This window comes from Streptomyces sp. JHA26 (assembly GCF_002005565.1).
In the GTDB taxonomy this organism is placed as follows: Bacteria; Actinomycetota; Actinomycetes; order Streptomycetales; family Streptomycetaceae; genus Streptomyces.
Genome location: NZ_BDJC01000015.1, coordinates 1 through 17085, shown reverse-complemented (window position 1 = coordinate 17085; position 17085 = coordinate 1). Strand labels below are relative to the sequence as shown.

General features: G+C 73.0%; 14 protein-coding genes, 2 tRNA genes and 1 pseudogene. 10 read left to right on the top strand and 7 right to left on the bottom strand.

The annotated features are described in order from the left end of the window. Positions 1 to 592 precede the first annotated feature (592 nt). Both JHAT_RS12070 and JHAT_RS12065 read left to right on the top strand, forming a co-directional pair. On the top strand, positions 593 to 1258 hold the full coding sequence (locus JHAT_RS12070) for a bifunctional DNA primase/polymerase (RefSeq protein WP_077798108.1): 666 nt from the start codon (positions 593 to 595) through the stop codon (positions 1256 to 1258). Between the two features lie 56 nt (positions 1259 to 1314). Further along, complete coding sequence (locus tag JHAT_RS12065) at positions 1315 to 1935, top strand: hypothetical protein (protein ID WP_107481910.1); 621 nt, start codon at positions 1315 to 1317, stop codon at positions 1933 to 1935. A gap of 257 nt (positions 1936 to 2192) precedes the next feature. Here the strand turns inward: JHAT_RS12065 and JHAT_RS12060 are convergent, their stop codons facing one another. Both JHAT_RS12060 and JHAT_RS12055 read right to left on the bottom strand, forming a co-directional pair. Further along, a complete protein-coding gene (locus JHAT_RS12060; protein WP_077798106.1) occupies positions 2193 to 3158 on the bottom strand; it encodes a DUF5926 family protein in 966 nt (321 codons plus the stop codon). 213 nt (positions 3159 to 3371) lie between these two features. Next, positions 3372 to 3923 (bottom strand): ATP-binding protein, encoded by a 552-nt coding sequence (locus tag JHAT_RS12055; RefSeq protein WP_253195470.1) that lies wholly within the window; start codon positions 3921 to 3923, stop codon positions 3372 to 3374. Between JHAT_RS12055 and JHAT_RS35730 the strand changes: the two genes are divergently transcribed. After that, entirely contained in the window at positions 3880 to 4005 is a 126-nt protein-coding gene (locus JHAT_RS35730; protein ID WP_290439803.1) for a hypothetical protein, read from the top strand. The two genes, JHAT_RS12055 and JHAT_RS35730, sit on opposite strands and share 44 nt — an antisense overlap. A 130-nt stretch (positions 4006 to 4135) precedes the next feature. Here JHAT_RS35730 and JHAT_RS12050 read toward each other — a convergent pair whose 3' ends face one another. Further along, a complete protein-coding gene (locus JHAT_RS12050) occupies positions 4136 to 4963 on the bottom strand; it encodes a glycerophosphodiester phosphodiesterase (protein ID WP_077798104.1) in 828 nt (275 codons plus the stop codon). Positions 4964 to 5239: 276 nt separating this feature from the next. Between JHAT_RS12050 and JHAT_RS12045 the strand changes: the two genes are divergently transcribed. Next, positions 5240 to 6685: a S1C family serine protease gene (locus tag JHAT_RS12045; protein WP_077798103.1), complete on the top strand. Its 1446-nt coding sequence runs from the start codon at positions 5240 to 5242 to the stop codon at positions 6683 to 6685. Between the two features lie 106 nt (positions 6686 to 6791). Here the strand turns inward: JHAT_RS12045 and JHAT_RS12040 are convergent, their stop codons facing one another. After that, positions 6792 to 8084, bottom strand: a complete 1293-nt coding sequence (locus JHAT_RS12040; RefSeq protein ID WP_077798102.1) for a hypothetical protein — start codon at positions 8082 to 8084, stop codon at positions 6792 to 6794. A 340-nt stretch (positions 8085 to 8424) separates the two neighbouring features. Here JHAT_RS12040 and JHAT_RS12035 point away from each other — a divergent pair. Next, a tRNA-Pro gene (locus JHAT_RS12035) sits at positions 8425 to 8515 on the top strand. A 244-nt stretch (positions 8516 to 8759) separates the two neighbouring features. Here the strand turns inward: JHAT_RS12035 and JHAT_RS12030 are convergent. Next, on the bottom strand, positions 8760 to 9299 hold the full coding sequence (locus JHAT_RS12030; protein ID WP_143660418.1) for a hypothetical protein: 540 nt from the start codon (positions 9297 to 9299) through the stop codon (positions 8760 to 8762). Between the two features lie 454 nt (positions 9300 to 9753). Here JHAT_RS12030 and JHAT_RS34350 point away from each other — a divergent pair, with 454 nt between their 5' ends. Together JHAT_RS34350 and JHAT_RS12020 are read left to right on the top strand one after the other, a co-directional pair. Further along, positions 9754 to 10317 (top strand): hypothetical protein, encoded by a 564-nt coding sequence (locus JHAT_RS34350; protein WP_143660415.1) that lies wholly within the window; start codon positions 9754 to 9756, stop codon positions 10315 to 10317. Between the two features lie 118 nt (positions 10318 to 10435). Continuing rightward, a tRNA-Ser gene (locus JHAT_RS12020) sits at positions 10436 to 10520 on the top strand. An 82-nt stretch (positions 10521 to 10602) separates the two neighbouring features. On the opposite strand, the gene JHAT_RS12015 is transcribed toward JHAT_RS12020, so the two are convergent. Then, on the bottom strand, positions 10603 to 11469 hold the full coding sequence (locus JHAT_RS12015) for a bifunctional DNA primase/polymerase (protein ID WP_077798099.1): 867 nt from the start codon (positions 11467 to 11469) through the stop codon (positions 10603 to 10605). Positions 11470 to 11842: 373 nt separating this feature from the next. Here JHAT_RS12015 and JHAT_RS12010 point away from each other — a divergent pair, with 373 nt between their 5' ends. The 3 genes from JHAT_RS12010 to JHAT_RS11995 all read left to right on the top strand — a co-directional run bounded on the left by JHAT_RS12010 (position 11843) and on the right by JHAT_RS11995 (position 14819). Next, on the top strand, positions 11843 to 12166 hold the full coding sequence (locus JHAT_RS12010) for a hypothetical protein (protein ID WP_077798207.1): 324 nt from the start codon (positions 11843 to 11845) through the stop codon (positions 12164 to 12166). Positions 12167 to 12456: 290 nt separating this feature from the next. Continuing rightward, the gene (locus JHAT_RS12000; protein ID WP_107481909.1) at positions 12457 to 13014 is read left to right on the top strand and encodes a SigE family RNA polymerase sigma factor; all 558 of its coding nucleotides are present in this window, start codon (positions 12457 to 12459) and stop codon (positions 13012 to 13014) included. A 128-nt stretch (positions 13015 to 13142) separates the two neighbouring features. Then, positions 13143 to 14819 (top strand): long-chain fatty acid--CoA ligase, encoded by a 1677-nt coding sequence (locus tag JHAT_RS11995; protein WP_077798097.1) that lies wholly within the window; start codon positions 13143 to 13145, stop codon positions 14817 to 14819. Positions 14820 to 14930: 111 nt separating this feature from the next. Here JHAT_RS11995 and JHAT_RS11990 read toward each other — a convergent pair. Further along, a pseudogene (locus tag JHAT_RS11990) lies at positions 14931 to 17085 on the bottom strand (nickel transporter); the annotation flags it as partial.

The window sequence follows — 17085 nt, the reverse complement described above, 5'->3', positions numbered from 1 at the left end:
ACTGCTCAAAAGCATCGCAAACCCCCATGTCGTTCTGCGCCGCAGCAGTGCCTCCACATGTACACGCACTCGTAAGGAGATGTCCAGCATTGTCCTGCTGGGATTACTGGTGTCCGTGGGGTGTGAGGGGCCTCCTTTCCTCGCCCCTTGCGGAAAAGCAAAGTTGGCTCGAAACTTCCCCAGAGGATGACTTGTTGCGGTCTTCTGGGGGTGCTCCACGGAGCGTCACAGCGGTCGTGATGGGTACGTACTCGGTGAAGGCCAGGGGTGGCTGGGGGCCACCCGGAACCTGGCGACGGACCCGGGCGTCCTATCCACCGACGACCGTGCCCCATCCTCCCGTGGCGGAGGCGGAGAGAAATACGCGGGACGGCAAACGCCAGACTTCGCCACCCCCGCGCCAGGCCCATGCTCGTGATGGACGCAGTATGGACGCAGTCGCCGCGGACGCAGTCAGAGCTCGGCCCACAGGGGTCCCCTTGCCCGCGGCAGGGGTGTGATGCGCCATCAGCTACGCACAGCGAAGAGATCGACACATGGTGTGAGACGACCACGGTGTTGCCAGGCGTGCAACGGAAAGGAACGAGCGCTCATGCGCGAGATCCTCGGAAGGCGACGCAGGCTCCTGTCCCGGCGAGGTGGCGGGCGGCCTGAGCTGATCGGCGCGGCCCTGACCTACGCGACGCAGTGGCAGTGGCCCGTACTCCCGGGCGTGGCGCCCGATCCGCAGGCGCGCTCGCGCTGCGCCTGCCCCGACCCCGAGTGCACGGTGCCCGGCGCCCACCCCTTCGACCCCGGTCTCCTCGCCGCCACCACCGACGAGCGGATGGTGCGCTGGTGGTGGACCAACCGTCCGACGGCGCCGATCGTCCTGGCCACCGGGGGCGGTGCCCCGTGCGCCGTCTCCCTGCCCGCCCTGCCGGCCGCCCGCGCCCTGACCGCGCTCGACCGCGCCGGTCTGCGGCTCGGCCCGGTCGTCGCCTCGCCCACCCGCTGGTCGCTGCTGGTCCGGCCGTACTCCATGGAGCAGCTGGGCGAACTGCTCTATGCCAAGGACTTCGTCCCCGGTTCGCTGCGCTTCCACGGCGAGGGCGGCTACCTCGTCCTGCCCCCGTCCGGGACCGGGCGAGGCGGCGTCCGCTGGGAGCGGGCACCGCTGCCCGGCTCCGCCTCGCCCTGGGTGCCCGACGTGGAGGCCGTGGTGGACGCGGTGGTCGACGCCCTCACCCGTACGGGTGTGAGCGCGCCCGAGTTGTAGGGGTGTCGGGCGCGCGCGGAAGTCGGCGCCCGCCCGGGATCGTTATCGTCCGCTCCATGCCGCTTCATGCTGGGGTGCACCGTTCCTCGAGGCCGCGCCGGGCCGAACGGCGCCGCCGTCGTCCGGCCGGCCGAGGGTTCCGTCCGTACGTCCTCGCCGGCGTCGTGGCGTGCGCGGTCGTGCTGTCCTTCGCCGTGGCGTCGACAGGACCCGGGCACGACGGGGAGGAGGACGGCCGGTCCCTCGGCTCGGGCGCCCTGCCGCGCGACGACGACGGCACCGGGCCGTCCGCCGCCGGGCCCGCCCGCACCACGCTGCCGCTCGGCCTGGCCACCGCCGTGCGCTGCGGTCCCGAACTCACCTCGCCCGAGGGCGTCGAGGCGCAGACCTGTGTACTGACGCAGGGCGCCGGGACCTGGGCGCGGACCTCCTACCGCAACGCGACCGGCGGGCCGCTGGAAACCGTGCTGAGCCTCATGGGGCCCGACGGCCGCGGTGTGCGGACGAGCTGCGCGGTGGGCGCCGAGGACGCGCCGGGCACGTGCGAGACACCCCGGGTGCGGATGCAGGGCGAGCCGGCCGGGTACACCGCGGTCGCGGAGTTCGCGGGCCGGGCCGACCACGGACCGTTGCTGCTGCGCACCGGCAGCAACTCACCCCGGAAAACCGCCCGTTGAGGGACCGGTCGTGAGCACGTGGGTGTCGGTGGACATGGAAAGACCCGGTTGCTGGCGACGGGGGATGCACCAGCAACCGGGCTACTCGAACGGTAACAAGAGATTGGCGGTTAGCAAATTCGATCTCCTGTTTTCCGGTCACCGACTGGCGTGGCTCTACCGGGAGTTGTGACCGGAGTCACCCCCTCCGTACCCGGTGTTCCGGCTGACCGGTCGGTCAGCCGGAACGGACGCCGAGGCCGTGCGCCGGCCGCCGCTCAGCTGAGGGTGACCTGCCGGTTGGTCAGGCCGCCGCGCGCCCGGCGCTCGTCGGGCGTGAGCGGCGCGTCCGTGGCCAACGCCTCGGCGAGGCGCTCGGCGAACTCGGCCGCCGGCTTCTCCACGTCCTCGGCGGTGGTCCCGCTCGGCAGGTCCCAGACCGGGACGGTGAGCCCGTGGGCACGGAAGGAACCCACGAGGCGGGTGCCCTCGCCGAGGCTCGACCGGCCCGCCGCGTGCAGCCGGGCCAACGCGTCCAGAAGCCGCTCCTCCTCGTGCGGCATGACCCACCGCAGGTGGTTCTTCTCCGGCGTCTCGCACCAGTAGGCGGCGTCCACGCCCTGGAGCCGGACGGTCGGGATGGCCGCGGCGTTGGCCCGCTCCAGGGAGGCGGCCACCTCCGGCGTGGCGTTCTCCGCGTCCGGGACCCAGAACTCGAAGCCCTCGTGCACCGCCGGCTCGAAAGCACCCTCGGGCGCGAGCAGGTCCTGCAGGCGCGGACCGTCGGCCGACGCGCGACGCCCCTGCACGGGCGTGCCCGGCGCGGCGGTCAGGGCCCGCTGGAGGGTGTCCGCCAGGTCGCGGCTGATGTCGCCCGACGCCGTGTCGTTCTGCAGGCCGAGCAGCACCGAGCCGTCGTCGCGGCGCAGGGCCGGCCAGGCCATCGGCAGCACCGTGGCCAGCGTGACCGACGGGACGCCCTCGGGCAGGCCGTCCTTCAGCGTCAGCCCGACCGTGGCCGCCGGCACCAGCTCGCGCAGCGCCACCCAGTCGCACTCGCCGGGCAGGCCTTCGAACGGACGGTGCACCAGCGCGGTCGTGGCCTGCGCGGCGGCCCGGCCGTGGCAGGCCTTGTAGCGACGGCCGCTGCCGCAGGGGCAGGGCTCGCGGGCGCCGACGACCGGGACCTCGCCGTCGGTGAGCTGGGGCCGCTTGGCCTTCGTCTGGGGTCGCTTCTTGGCCATCGTGGGTGTCTCCCGGTTACGGCTCTACTCGTACGGCGCGAGCCTAGCCGTTCGCGTCCCGGCCGACGGGATCCTGTGGACGACGAGCCGCGTGTGGACAACTCCTCCGGCGCGCCGAGCGGGGAGCGTGCCCCGCGGGAGCGGGCCGCCCGCACCGCACGACCGCCCGCACCGCACGGGTCGGCCGGTGCCGGGCCGGGCCCGGGCCGTTGCTCAGCCCAGGTCGTCGAACGCGTCCGCGAAGTCCAGACCGGGGATCTCCGACACGGCCGGGGCAGCGATCCGCGTGGCGAAGTCGTCGCGCCGGTGCCCCGCGTCCGGGTCGTACACGTCGTCGTGGACGACCACCCAGACCGTGACCTCTCCGCACGCGCCGTCCCGCACGCCCCAGTCGTCGGCGAGCGCGGTGATGATGTTCAGCCCGCGGCCGCCGTGCGCGGTGACCGACGGGGTCGCCGGGGCCGGACGGGTCGGTCCGCCGCCGTCCGTCACCTCCACGAGGAGCCGGCCCGCCGTGTCCACCTGCCATGCGGCGCGGACGTCACCGTCCCCGGCCAGGGCGTCACCCAGCGGACGGCCGTGCTTGCACGCGTTGCTGAGAAGTTCGGAAAGGACCAGTACCGCGTCGTCGATGACCGATTCCGCCACACCGCCCCTGCGCAACTGCTCCCGCATCCGGTGTCGTGCTTTCCCCACGCCCGCAGGGCCATGGGGAACGGCCATGCTCGACGACGTGGGCACCTCCTGTGCCACCACCAACGCCACCCCCGAGACCTCCTTCGCCCCACGCCACGGAGTGGATGCCCTTCTGGCCTGGGCCGGAAACCGGCCGTTGCCCGCCCGGTGACGCATTCGACACGATCGGACACGCACCGAACGCGCCGGAGCACTCCCCGTAATCATGTGGCTGGATCTCGTCGGTGGCCAAGACCGGAGAATGGGGCAGAGAGGCCGCGGGGTCAAGGCTTCCGGACGAATCAGCGGCCGAGGTGCTCCAGGACGGCGCGTGGCCGGTTGGTGATGACCGCGTCGACGCCCAGGCCGGCGCAGAGGTCCACGTCGGCGGTCTCGTTCACGGTCCACACGTGCACCTGGTGCCCGGCCTTCTTCAGCCGCTCGATGTAGGCGGGGTGGTTGCGCACGATGCGGATCGAGGGACCCGCGATCCGGACACCGGCCGGCAGCCGTCCGTCGCGCAGCCGGGGCGAGACGAACTGCATCAGGTAGACCGTCGGCAGCGTCGGAGACGCGGCCCGCACCCGGTGCAGCGAGCGGGCCGAGAAACTCATCACGCGCACCGGCGACTCGGCGGCCGAGGCGGGCGCGTCGAGACCGAACCGCTTCAGCAGCAGCAACAGCCGCTCCTCCACCTGCCCCGCCCAGCGCGTGGGGTGCTTGGTCTCGATGGCCAGCTCCACCCGCCGTCCCGCGTCCGACACCAGCTCCAGCAACCGCTCCAGGGTGAGCACCGAGGTCTCCTCCCGGTCCTCGGGCCGGTGCTCCCACTCGGGCTGCTCGTCGCGCGTGCGCCAGAACTCCCGGGTCCTGCGGGCGCCGAAGTCCAGGGCCGCCAGGTCGGCGAGCTCCAGCGCCGAGACCGCGCCGCGGCCGTTGGAGGTGCGGTCGACGCGCCAGTCGTGGACGCAGACGAGGTGGCCGTCGGCGGTCAGGCGCACATCGCACTCCAGGGCGTCCGCCCCGTCCTCGATCGCCTTCCGGTAGGCGGCCAGGGTGTGCTCGGGGGCCTCCTCGGAGGCCCCGCGGTGGGCGACCACCTGCATCGGGTGCTGTCGTACGTGGGTCACCGCGTCATGGTGCCACCGCGCGCGGGTGGACGTGCCCCCGGAGTCATCGGCCGCGTGCCCGTTTAGTCTTGGATGGCCTGTATAAGGAACGACCGCGGGCCCACAGCATCCGCTTATGGTGCTCTGACGGCTCGTGGGAAAAGCTGTTGGCCTACACAAACACATGCCCCACCGCATGCGCAGCCCCTTCGCTCCGGGCCGTGGAGCGGCGCGCGTGAGCGTGGCCGAGCGCGACCAGTGCGCCCGGGCGGCAGTCGTGGATCGAGGAGAGAAGCTGTGAGCACCGAGAACGAGGGCACCGCGGTACCCCCGGCCCCGTCCGCACCTCCCGTGCCGGTGGAATCTCCCGCAGCCTCCGAGCCGCCCCCGCCGCCCCACCCGGACCAGCCGCCGTCCCAGGCGCCCGCGGGTGCGGAGCCGCACGACGGTTTCCGGTCACCCCCGGCCTCCGCCCCCGGCTCCCACCAGGCCGCCTCCCCGGGGCCCTCGGCCCCCGACGCCTCCTGGCCGCCGCCCCCGCCGCCGGTCGGCCCGTCCTACGGCGGCGACGGTTCCGGTGGCGGCTGGGGCTCCTCGTACCCGCCGCCGGCGCCGAAGTCCGGCCGCGGCCGTGGCGGCGTGGTCGCCGCGATCCTGATCGCCGCCCTGGTCGCGGGCGGTCTGGGCGGCGGCCTTGGCTACACCCTGGCCAAGAACAACGACGAGTCCGGTTCCACGACGGTCTCCGCCTCGGACACCGGCGGCTCGGTCAAGCGCGACGCAGGCACGGTCGCGGGCGTGGCCGCCAGGGCGCTGCCCAGCACGGTCACCATCCAGGCCGAGGGCAGCAACGGCGAGGGCGGCACCGGCACGGGCTTCGTCTTCGACAAGCAGGGTCACATCGTCACCAACAACCACGTGGTGGCGGAGGCGGTCGACGGCGGCAAGCTCAGCGCGACCTTCCCCGACGGCAAGAGGTACGACGCCCAGGTGGTCGGCCACGCGCAGGGCTACGACGTGGCGGTCATCAAGCTCGAGAACGCCCCGTCGGACCTGAACCCGCTGCCCCTCGGCGACTCGGACAAGGTGGCCGTCGGCGACTCGACGATCGCCATCGGCGCCCCCTTCGGCCTGTCCAACACGGTGACCACGGGCATCATCAGCGCCAAGAACCGCCCCGTGGCCTCCAGCGACGGCAGCGCGAGCAGCAAGGCGTCCTACATGAGCGCCCTGCAGACCGACGCCTCGATCAACCCGGGCAACTCCGGCGGCCCGCTGCTGGACGCGCAGGGCAACGTGATCGGGATCAACTCCGCGATCCAGTCCACGAGCAGCGGCGGCTTCGGCGGTACCGGTCAGGCGGGATCGATCGGCCTGGGCTTCGCCATCCCGATCAACCAGGCGGAGTTCGTCGCCAAGCAGCTGATCGAGACCGGCAAGCCGGTGTACGCCAGGATCGGCGCCTCCGTCTCCCTGGAGGAGACGGCGAACGGCGCGAAGATCACCGAGCAGGGCGTCAGCGGCTCCGAGCCCGTCGAACCGGGCGGCCCCGCCGCGGCCGCGGGCCTCAAGCCCGGCGACGTCATCACCAAGCTCGACGACACGGTGATCGACAGCGGCCCGACCCTGATCGGCGAGATCTGGACCCACAAGCCCGGCGACAAGGTCACGCTCACCTACGAGCGCGGCGGCAAGCAGCACACCACCGATCTCACCCTCGGTTCCAAGACCGGCGACGACTGACCCCGCGCGCGTGCCGACCCGCGGACCGCGGGCCGCGGGCCGGCCGTGACGGGAAGTGCGCGTGCGGTCGTGCGCGTGCGGTCGTGCGCGTGCGGTCGTCCGCGGGTCAGGAACGCTCGCGGACGGCCGACGGGTTCAGGCAGAGCGCGATGTTCCGGACCGCGGCGGTGAGTTCCTCGATCACCCGGGCGGCCTGTTCCGCGTTGTGGAAGGCCGGGCGCTCGGTCAGGGACAGGCCCAGCTCCTCCGCCGCCCGGAGCGCCTGCCCGGCGCTCTCGACCGAGGAGGCCGCGACGGCGGGCGCGGGCGCCTCGGCCGTGGTGGTGGACGCGGGCGTCTCGGCCGCGGAGGAGGGCGCGGGTACGGTGGCCCGGCCCGGCCCGGCCGGGTCCGCCGTCGGCGCGGCGGAGGCCACGGATGCCGCCTGGCGCCCCGGCTCGGAGGAGGCCGGCGCCGTCGGGCCGGCCGGCGCCGCACCGGTCTCCGGTTCCGCGCGGTACCCGTCGAACGGGGGGTGGAACGTGCCGGAGCCGCCCACCGCGCGGTTGCGTTCCTCCTCGGCCGGCCGCATCTGGCCGAACTGCGGGGGATGCGGGCTCTGGGAGCCCTGCTGGACGTGCGGGGCCAGGTCCGGGGCGTGCCGGGTCTGGGGCACCACGAAGTGCTCGAAGCCCGGGAACGCCGGGGTGGCGGAGTGGGCGGCGGAGGAACGCGGGTTGTACTCGGCCTGCCACTGCATGCGGTAGCAGTCGACCTGATCGGCGCAGGCGGCGCGAGCGTGGAAGACCGCGGTGTTCTCCTCCAGGTCCGGGTACCAGAGGTTCGGGCCCGGGAAGCGCACGGTCCGCCCCCGTGGCTTGATCGGCTCGGCGCACCCCATGCAGCAGCCCTCCGGCACGATGAGCGGGATGCCGCCGCTGTTCTCGGGCCAGCGGGGACCGCCCTCCCAGCGGTACTCCCCGTGGTGGCAGGGCGGCAGCTCGCCGCAGGCGCGGCAGACGGCGTAGTGCTCCGGGAGGACCTGCCAGTCGTGGCTCGCGGGGGCGCACCAGTGCTTGGGCGTGGACCGGGGCAGGTTCTCGTTGCGCAGGACCAGGATCACCGGGCGCTTGTAGAATTCGGAACGCTCCGGCGCCGGCTTGACCATCTGGTTGTTGGCCCGCCGCAGTTCGTTGGCGTGCCACCACAGCTCCACGTGGTCGCGCCATGCCTTCTCGTAGGACTCCGGCCACCGGTCGCCCGAGTAGGCGTTGATCTCCAGGATCCGCCACGCCTGCCGGTCGAGTACCACGATGGAGCCGGCCCGCAGTCGCAGATGTGTTCCGTTGTCACCCTCGTCCGGCCAGTCGTGCCGACCGATACGGGTGGGCTGGTCTGGGAGCCACCTGCGAACCTGCATGTCACGCTCCTCGGCAAAGAAACTTCATAGTTTCAACTGGGGCAGTGAGGAACATTCTGAACAATTTGGGCGTCCGCTTCGGTGTAGACACGCGCACGCTGTTGACCGATGGCGACCGGAAACGCTTTCGTACCGCCGCTTACTTCCGGAAACACCCTCGTGACCGGGCATTTTCCCCGCCGAGGCCCTTCCGGCCCCCACCTCCGCCGAGCACCGGGGCGGTGAGCTCGTACCCGGTCGTCCGGCTCCGACGCTCACCCGTACGTGTGGTGAGCCTCCGGTCGCCGCCACCCCGTACGTGTGCATCCCTCCGTGTACCCGCTCCGCCCCGACGGGGCGCGAGGTGGGTTGCCCGAGCGGCCCAAGGGGACGCTCTGGGAAACCGTAGTGACGTGAGAGCGTCACCGTGGGTTCGAGTCCCACCACCTCCGCAGGTCAGAGACGTGCTGGTCAGATGGGGTGTCCTTCCGTGAGGGCACCCATCTGCGTGGGGGTGTCCCACCGTGATCCGGCTCTGTCGCGTCGTGGATCAGTGCGCGTGGACCGGGCGTGGGCCGTCCCCAGGACGGACGAGGGCGCCACCCTCTCTCCGGTGTGGGTGAGGATGGCGCTCCTCGTTGTCGGAAGAACCAGCCCGCCCCCTGTCCGAGGGCGGAGGCCGACCGATGCCGGTGTTCAGGTCACGTCCTCACAGGGGTTGACGTCCTGCTCCTTGGAGCAGGACTCGAACCGCCTGGCGTACTCCTTGACGGCCGACTCGAACACGTCCGTGGAGGAGACGATTGTCCACTGCGTCGTTTGCACGCCGAAGTCCCTGTCGAGCGTCAGCCGGGTTCGGTCCTCGGAGAGGGTGCCTGTGACGGCCCCGTAATCGGTCAGGCCGTTGAATTCCCACATGCTGTCCGAGCCGCGCCCGTTGAAGTCGGTCTCTTCCCGGATCTCTTTGCCCTGCCCGTCGAAGTGCACGAGCGTGTACTTCCCGATCACCTGACCACCCTCGGGGTGGACCTGGAAGGCCAGCATGGCGTGCAGCTCGCCTTCCACGGCCATGGCGACGTACTTGCGGGGTTGTGTCGCCTGTGTCGTACCCGCAGCTCGGCTGTGGGTGGCCGAGTCGGCGGTGGCCGCAGGTTGCTCGTCGCCGCTGGAGCAGCCGGCGGCCGATGCAACCAGCAGTGCGGTCAAACCTGCGATGGCGGCGGCGTGCATCCGCACGCGCGGGAACAGACGCCGTAACTTCGATACCCGACCCACGAGACCCCCGGTGTTGCAGTCGCTGGAGTGACGAACTACGGCTGAGCAACGTAGCAGGGGCGTCGACTGACGTCGATCGCACGAAGCCACTCCGCATCGTCTACTTCTCCCGGCGGTGGGGTATTGCCCAACTGTTGCGTCGGTGCAGGGTGTTGCCGACGGGGTCTGCACGGGTCGTCAGCCTCTGCGCGACGCACATGGACCGACGCCGACATGGGGGTGCTCAGCACGGTGGCCAACGATCGACCTGATGCGAACACACCCGCCCAGGGCGGCGACCACGGGGACGGTGCACAGCTGCCCGCACCACCGCCCCCGGGCCCCGCCGACGCCGGACGGCGGGCAAGGCGGTGACGCGGGCGGAGGCTGGTTCAGCAGGCATCAGCAGGCAGCCTGGATCGGCGCCGGGGCGACGGTGCTTGCAGCCCTGATCACCGTCGTGGTGCCTGGTCTCGTTTCCTCCGGTGACGACAAGGCCGACGGTGCCTCGACCCCCGTGCCCACTTCATCGGCTCCCACCTCGGCGCCCGGATCCCCACCCCCCTCCGCCTCGCCGTCGGAGCAGACCGAGGCGCCGGACCCCGATCGCGGTTCTTCGCCCGGGGGAAGCGAGATCTGGAGGGGCTCACTGCTGCTCGACACGGTGTCGAAGGACCTGGACGCCGGACAGCCCGTCGCTGTCGGCTATGCCGACGAAGGCGATCTGTACATGACGCCGGAGAACCGGATCAACGGTGGGAAGGACACCGTGATCTCTCTCTGGTCGGGAAGGACGACCGGTCTCCCCGGCTTCGAGGAGTGCTCGGCAACGGTCACGGCGGAAGGAGCCAAGGAGCAGCAACTCGCCAAGGGCGTGGTGCTGTGCGTACGTACCGGCGCTGGGAACATCGCCCGGCTCGAACTCACCGAGCTCGGCTCGAACGGACTTGGCAGCGATTACCGCAACACGTTCGACGCCGTCATAGGGGACGCGGGCTGAGCCGGAGCTGAGACGGACGGGCGCACCGAGCCGGTGGACCCTGTGTGGACCACGCCTCCACGATCAGCTCCGATCCCGGTACGCTGTACCCGCTCCGCCCCAGGTGGGACGGGGACGAGGTGGGTTGCCCGAGCGGCCTAAGGGAACGGTCTTGAAAACCGTCGTGGCGCGAGTCACCGTGGGTTCAAATCCCACACCCACCGCGGTGATGGACGGCCCCCGACCAGGCACGACGGTCGGGGGCCGTCGTGCTGGGGCGGCCCGCGGGTGGTCCTCCCGCTCCGCTCAGGGACGGTGGCCCGTCATGCGGGCCGCCGACGCGACGGTCGCGCGTGCCTCGCGTTCCGTGAGTCCGGTCTCCCGGGCCGCCTCGACCAGGGGACCCACCAGAGCGGCGCCGATGCCGTTCTCGTAGGCGCGGCAGGCCGCCCAGAACAGGCGGGTGTTGCGCTGGCCCTCGTGGGCCGCGAGGACGAACTGGACGAGGCCCCGGCCGTGCGCGTCGGTGGTCGCGTGGACGTGCCGGTGGGCGTGGGGCGGGGGGAGCAGGAGGCGCAGCAGCGCGGGTGGGCAGGGAGCGGGCGCGAGGTGGGCCGTGCCGGGGGCGGCGGTGTAGGAGCCGTGCCGGGTGCGGGAGCCGGGGCCGACGAGGTAGCCGCCGGCGCCGCGGATGTCGATGCCGGGGGCGAGGCGGCCGGCCGAGTTGGGGACGACGGCGTCGGGCGGACCGGTCAGCCAGAGGTGGCGGCCTCCGCTGGGGGTCAGGACGACCACCGTGGGCGGGATGGTGAACAGGTGGCGCAGGGCCAGCTCGCGCAGGGCGGCCGAGGAGTCCGTGTCCCCCTTCGTGTCCAGGTCCACGCCGATGAGGTGGTGCGGCGGCAGCCCGCAGGCGATGCCGTAGCCCGTGGCCCAGGGGGCCGCGGCGAACAGTTCGCGGATGCGGGACGGGTCGGTGGAGGCGTCGTGGACGCCGTGGCCGAAGCGGCCGCACTCGCCGTGGCAGCGGGAGGGGGCCGGGTCGTCGCGGTGGGGGGAGCGCAGGGCCGGGAGCTTCGTCCGGGACAGGGGGATGACCGCCAGTCCGCGTTCGGCGGCGGACAGGGCGTGGGCGAGGGCCAGTGTCGTGGCCTGCCGGTCGGTGGTGGCCATGACTTCATTTTCGTACGTATGTTCGAGAAAAGGAAGGGTGTCCGCGTACGACGCGCCGGGGGCGGAGGGGCGGAGGAGGAAAGTGGCGGAACGCTTCACCTCTTGTGGCGCTTGGTGCGGAGCCGTCCGTACTGCACGGTGGTGCAGGGAAAGGGGGGCAAAGGGGTTTATCGACTTGTCCTCACGCTTGAGGGCGAATCGGGGCTTCCGAGGTGGTTCGCCGGGGGGCGGTGGGCAACTCTGATCACGCGACGTCGTGCACGGCGCCGAGGCGGTCGGCCAACTGCCTTGGTGCAGGAGCTGGTTCACAAGTGCAGGTACTTCTCGCGTTGTCGGCAGGAAGCCGGTGCGCACCGTGTTCTGGAGGAACTACATGGCAAGCATCCGTACCGCTCGCGTCATCGCCGCCGTCGCCGCGCTCCCGCTGGCCGTCGCCCTCTTCGGCGGCGTCGCGACGGCGGACAACGGCGCCCTCGCGGACGACGGATCGAACGCGACCTCCGCGGAGGCCTTCGCGGGCATCGTCGGCAGCGGTGTCGGCGACGACAACAACGGCAACTCGTCCACCACGCAGCAGCAGGCGGTCGGCCCGGGCGCTTCGAACCAGAACAACACCGCGCAGGTCGACGGCTCCGCGTTCACCGCCATCAACCAGGGCAACGAGAACGTGGCCGTCAGCTTCTCCCCGCTGTGGTGAGCTGAGGGGCCGGTGCGGGCACTCCGGCGCCGGCCCCGGTCTCCTCACGGGTGTGCTTCATGGGGTCGTACGACGTCCGGGCGGTGGTGCTCCGATGCCACCGCCCGGACGTTCGTCCCCGCCGGACCGCGCGGGAGCCGGGGTTTCTCAGGGGTGAACCCGCAGTGCCCCTCGCCCTCTCCTCCACCCAGAGGAGGTGCAGCCGGCCCCACCCCTACAACCTGAGGCGGACCCCGCTTCGGGACCTGCGGCCGATCCGCCGCGCACCCCTCCGCTCATAGCGTTGAGTCATGACCGCACCCGTCTGCACCAGCGCTTCGAACGCCGCCACAGCAGTGGCGCAGACCTTCCCGTACCCGTCGTTCTCGTCGTACGTGAAGGCCCGCCGGCCGGTGCTGCTGCGTACCGCCCGGTCGCTGACCGCGAACCCGAGCGACGCGGAGGACCTGCTGCAGACCGCGCTCACCAAGACGTACGCGGCCTGGGAGCGCATCGAGGACCACCGCGCCCTGGACGGCTACGTGCGCCGGGCGCTGGTGAACACGCGGACGTCGCAGTGGCGCAAGCGCAAGGTCGACGAGTTCGTGTGCGACGAGGTGCCCGAACCGGACCCCGAGCCCGACGGGGAGGACCAGGCGGAGCGGCAGGCGCTGCGCGACGCGATGTGGCGGGCGGTCATGAAGCTGCCGGCCCGGCAGCGGGCGATGATCGTCCTCAGGTACTACGAGGACCTCAGCGAAGCCCGGACGGCCGAAGTCCTCGGAGTGTCCGTGGGCACGGTGAAGTCGGCGGTCTCCCGTGCGATCGGCAAGCTCCGCGAGGACCCTGAGCTGGGTCTCGACCGGTGACGGGCGGCTCCGCGGCACCGCGGCGGGCGGACCCGTCGGGCCGCTTGCACTGATCGATCACCCGGAAGTAGTGACATACCGCGCGGTATGTGCGCAGAATCAGCGCACCCCTTACCGCCGCGTAGGCAATGTCGCCCCGGGAGGACACCGTGCTGAGCACGATGCAGGACGTACCACTGCTGATCTCGAGGATCCTGACCCACGGGTCGACGATCCACGGCAGCTCGCAGGTGACCACCTGGACCGGTGAGGACGAGCCGCACCGCCGCTCCTTCGCCGAGATCGGCACCCGCGCCGCCCAGCTGGCGCACGCCCTGCGCGAGGACCTCGCCGTCGGCGACGACGAGCGCGTGGCGACCCTCATGTGGAACAACGCCGAGCACGTCGAGGCGTACTTCGCGATCCCCTCCATGGGCGCGGTCCTCCACACCCTCAACCTCCGCCTCCCGGCCGAGCAGCTGGCCTGGATCGTGAACCACGCCGCCGACCGGGTCGTGATCGCCAACGGTTCGCTCCTCCCGCTCCTCGCCCCCCTGCTGCCGCACCTGAAGACGGTCGAGCACGTCGTCGTCACCGGCCCGGGCGACCGCTCCCCGCTGGACGGGGCCGCCGTCCGGGTGCACGAGTACGAGGACCTGATCGCCGGGAAGCCCACCGCGTACGACTGGCCCGAGCTGGACGAGCGGGCCGCCGCCGCCATGTGCTACACCTCCGGCACCACCGGCGACCCCAAGGGCGTGGTCTACAGCCACCGCTCCATCTACCTGCACTCCATGCAGGTCAACATGACCCAGTCGATGGGCCTGACCGACCAGGACACCTCGCTGGTGGTGGTCCCGCAGTTCCACGTCAACGCCTGGGGACTGCCGCACGCCACCTTCATGACCGGCGTCAACATGCTGATGCCGGACCGCTTCCTGCAGCCCGCGCCGCTCGCCGCGATGATCGAGGGCGAGCGGCCGACGCACGCCGCCGCCGTCCCCACCATCTGGCAGGGCCTGCTCGCCGAGCTGACCGCGCGGCCGCGGGACGTCTCCTCGCTCACCCAGGTCACCATCGGCGGCTCCGCCTGTCCCCCCTCCCTGATGGAGGCCTTCGACGGGCTCGGCATGCGGGTCTGCCACGCCTGGGGCATGACGGAGACCTCGCCGCTCGGTACGGTCGCCCGGCCGCCGGCCCACGCGGTCGGCACGCCGGAGGAGTTCGCGTACCGCCTCACCCAGGGACGCTTCCCGGCCGGCGTCGAGGCCCGCCTCACCGGCCCCGGCGGCGAGCGCCTGCCCTGGGACGGCGAGTCCGCCGGCGAGCTGGAGGTCCGCGGCAACTGGATCGCCGGCGCCTACTACAACGGCCCGGACGCCGAGCCGCTGCGCCCCGCCGACAAGTTCAGCGAGGACGGCTGGCTGAAGACCGGTGACGTCGGCACCATCTCCCCCGACGGCTTCCTCACCCTCACCGACCGCGCCAAGGACGTCATCAAGTCCGGCGGCGAGTGGATCTCCTCCGTGGAGCTGGAGAACGCCCTGATGTCCCACCCGGACGTCGCCGAGGCCGCCGTCGTCGCCGTCCCCGACGACAAGTGGGGCGAGCGCCCGCTGGCCACCGTCGTCCTCAAGGAGGGCGCGAGCGTCGGCTTCGAGGAGCTGCGCACCTTCCTCGCGGAGGACGGCAAGATCGCCAAGTGGCAGCTCCCGGAGCGCTGGACGGTCATCGAGGCGGTGCCGAAGACGAGCGTCGGCAAGTTCGACAAGAAGGTGCTGCGCAGGCAGTACGCCGAGGGCGGGCTGGACGTCACCCGGCTCTGACCTCCGGGTACGAAGGCGCGGGGACCGGGCGGCACCCACCGCCCGGCCTCCCCGTCCACCGCTCACGGGGCCGGTCCGGCGGTGTCGGCCGGTCCGGTGGGTCCGGCGGTGTCAGTTGGTCCCGATCCGCGCGAGCAGCTCGACGATCCGGGACTGCACCTCACTGCTGGTGGACCGCTCCGCCAGGAACAGCACGGTCTCCCCGGACGCCAGCCGCGGCAGGTCGGCCTGGTCGACGGCGGCGGTGTAGACGACGAGCGGGGTGCGGTTGAGCCGGCCGTTCGCGCGCAGCCAGTCGACGATCCCGGCGAACCCCTCTTGGCGCCGGTGGACCCGCATCAGGTCCATCACGACCAGGTTCGGCCGGAACTGGCTCGCCAGCGTCACCGCGTCGGCGTCGCTCGCCGCCCGCGCGACCTGCATCCCGCGCCGCTCCAGCGCCGAGGTCAGCGCCAGCGCGATCTCCGCGTGCTCCTCGATCAGCAGGACCCGCGGCGGGTGCTGCTCGCTGTCCCGGGGCGCGAGCGCCTTCAGCAGCACGGCGGGGTCGGCCCCGTAGGCGGCGTCGCGCGAGGCCTGCCCCAGCCCGGCCGTGACCAGCACCGGCACCTCGGCCGCGACGGCCGCCTGCCGCAGCGACTGGAGCGCCTTACGCGTGATCGGTCCGGTCAGCGGGTCCACGAACAGCGCGGCGGGGAACGCCGCCATCTGCGCGTCCACCTCCTCGCGCGAGTGCACGATCACCGGCCGGTAGCCGCGGTCGCTGAGCGCCTGCTGCGTGGAGACGTCCGGCGCGGGCCACACCAGCAGCCGGCGCGGGTTGTCCAGCGGCTCCGGAGGCAGCTCGTCGTCCATGGGCTGCGGACGCGGCGGATCCGCCACCTCCACGGCCCCGCCGGGCCCGTCCAGCGGCTCGGGTCCCTCGGCGGCGTTCCGGTCCGGCGCCCCTATGGCGTACGACCGTCCCGCGCCCTCGGTCGTCGGCGCGAGCCGGGGCTGGCCGCCGACCGGGGACGGCTGCTCCTGCCCCGGGACGGAGGGGACCTTGGGCTGCGCGGTCGGCTGTTCCGCCGCCGGGTGCGGACGGGCCGCCTGCTCCGGGCGCGCCGTGGCCGCCGGGTCGGGCGGGGTGCCCAGCTTGCGGCGTCGGCCGGAACCGCCCGGCTGATGCGGTGGTGGTGTCGGCGACGCCTGCTGCACCTGGAACGCCTGCCGGTTGAACGGCACCCCCTGGCCGAGCGTGCGCACGCTGATCGACCGGCCCTGGGTGGAGTTCGGATCGACCGGGGCGGAGGCTTCCGCGGGCAGGGGCTGGGCCACGCGCGGCGTGTTCTCCGGCGGCAGCGGGGTGCCCCGGCTCGGCGTGGAGGCGGGGAGGCCCTGCGGGGCCGCCGGGGCCGCCGGGGCCGTCGGGGTGGGGGCGCCGGGTGCGCCGGCGGTGTCCGGAGCGGACGAGGGCGCCGTGTCGTCCGCGTCGTCGGGCGGCACGGGGATCCCCGCGCCCGGGGTCTCGGCGGCTGCGGGCCACGGCTGCGGGGCCGGGGCCGGAGTGGCCGGGGCCTGCGTGCCGACGGGGGGCCCGACGGCCTCCGGTGCGGCGGGCGCGGGGGGCTCGGCGCCCGCCACGGGCACGGGGGACGGGGCGGGGCCCACGGGCTGCGCGGGTCCGGCCGGCCGGCCGGGCCCGACGGGCTGTGCCGGTCCCGCGGACGCGGTGGGCTGCTGCGCGGCCCCCTGCACGGGCACGCCCTGACCGGCGGTGCCGCCCTGCGGGGGCACGGGCGCCCCCTGCACCGGGCCGCCCTGGGCGGGAATGCCGTGGGCCTGTGTCGTCTGCGCCGCCTGCGTCGCCTGTGCCGTCTGAGCTGCCTGCGCCGTCTGCGCCGTCTGAGCTGCCTGCGCCGTCTGCGCCGTCTGTGCCGACGGGGTGGCGACGGCCCGGCGGCGGCGCCCCGTCGGCGCCTCGGCCGGGTGCGGCTGCGGCGGGGTGTGGTCGTCGGCCTGGTCGTGCGGCACGGCGTCGTGCCGGCCGTCGTCGATCAGGGCATCGCCGGAAGCAGCCGGACCGGGCACCTGGACCTGTCCCGCGGCCACGGCCCCCCACGGGACCCGCCGCCTCCGTCGCACCGTCCGCCGTGCCGCTCGCCTCCGGCGCGCCGCCGGACGGCCGGTCGGCCTCGGCGGGCGGCAGGGCGAACACCTGACGCGGCGCCGCCTCCTGCGCGGCGGCACGCTCGTTCGCGGAGGCCAGGGCACGCCGCCGGCG

Excerpts from the sequence above, each read along its gene's own strand:
- JHAT_RS12070 (WP_077798108.1), top strand. The coding sequence starts at position 593 with ATGCGCGAGATCCTCGGAAGGCGACGCAGGCTCCTGTCCCGGCGAGGT.
- JHAT_RS12010 (WP_077798207.1), top strand. The coding sequence starts at position 11,843 with ATGGCAAGCATCCGTACCGCTCGCGTCATCGCCGCCGTCGCCGCGCTC.
- JHAT_RS12015 (WP_077798099.1), bottom strand. The coding sequence starts at position 11,469 with ATGGCCACCACCGACCGGCAGGCCACGACACTGGCCCTCGCCCACGCC.
- JHAT_RS35730 (WP_290439803.1), top strand. The coding sequence starts at position 3,880 with ATGCTCGACGACGTGGGCACCTCCTGTGCCACCACCAACGCCACCCCC.
- JHAT_RS11995 (WP_077798097.1), top strand. The coding sequence starts at position 13,143 with ATGTCGCCCCGGGAGGACACCGTGCTGAGCACGATGCAGGACGTACCA.
- JHAT_RS12060 (WP_077798106.1), bottom strand. The coding sequence starts at position 3,158 with ATGGCCAAGAAGCGACCCCAGACGAAGGCCAAGCGGCCCCAGCTCACC.
- JHAT_RS12065 (WP_107481910.1), top strand. The coding sequence starts at position 1,315 with ATGCCGCTTCATGCTGGGGTGCACCGTTCCTCGAGGCCGCGCCGGGCC.
- JHAT_RS12000 (WP_107481909.1), top strand. The coding sequence starts at position 12,457 with ATGACCGCACCCGTCTGCACCAGCGCTTCGAACGCCGCCACAGCAGTG.
- JHAT_RS12040 (WP_077798102.1), bottom strand. The coding sequence starts at position 8,084 with ATGCAGGTTCGCAGGTGGCTCCCAGACCAGCCCACCCGTATCGGTCGG.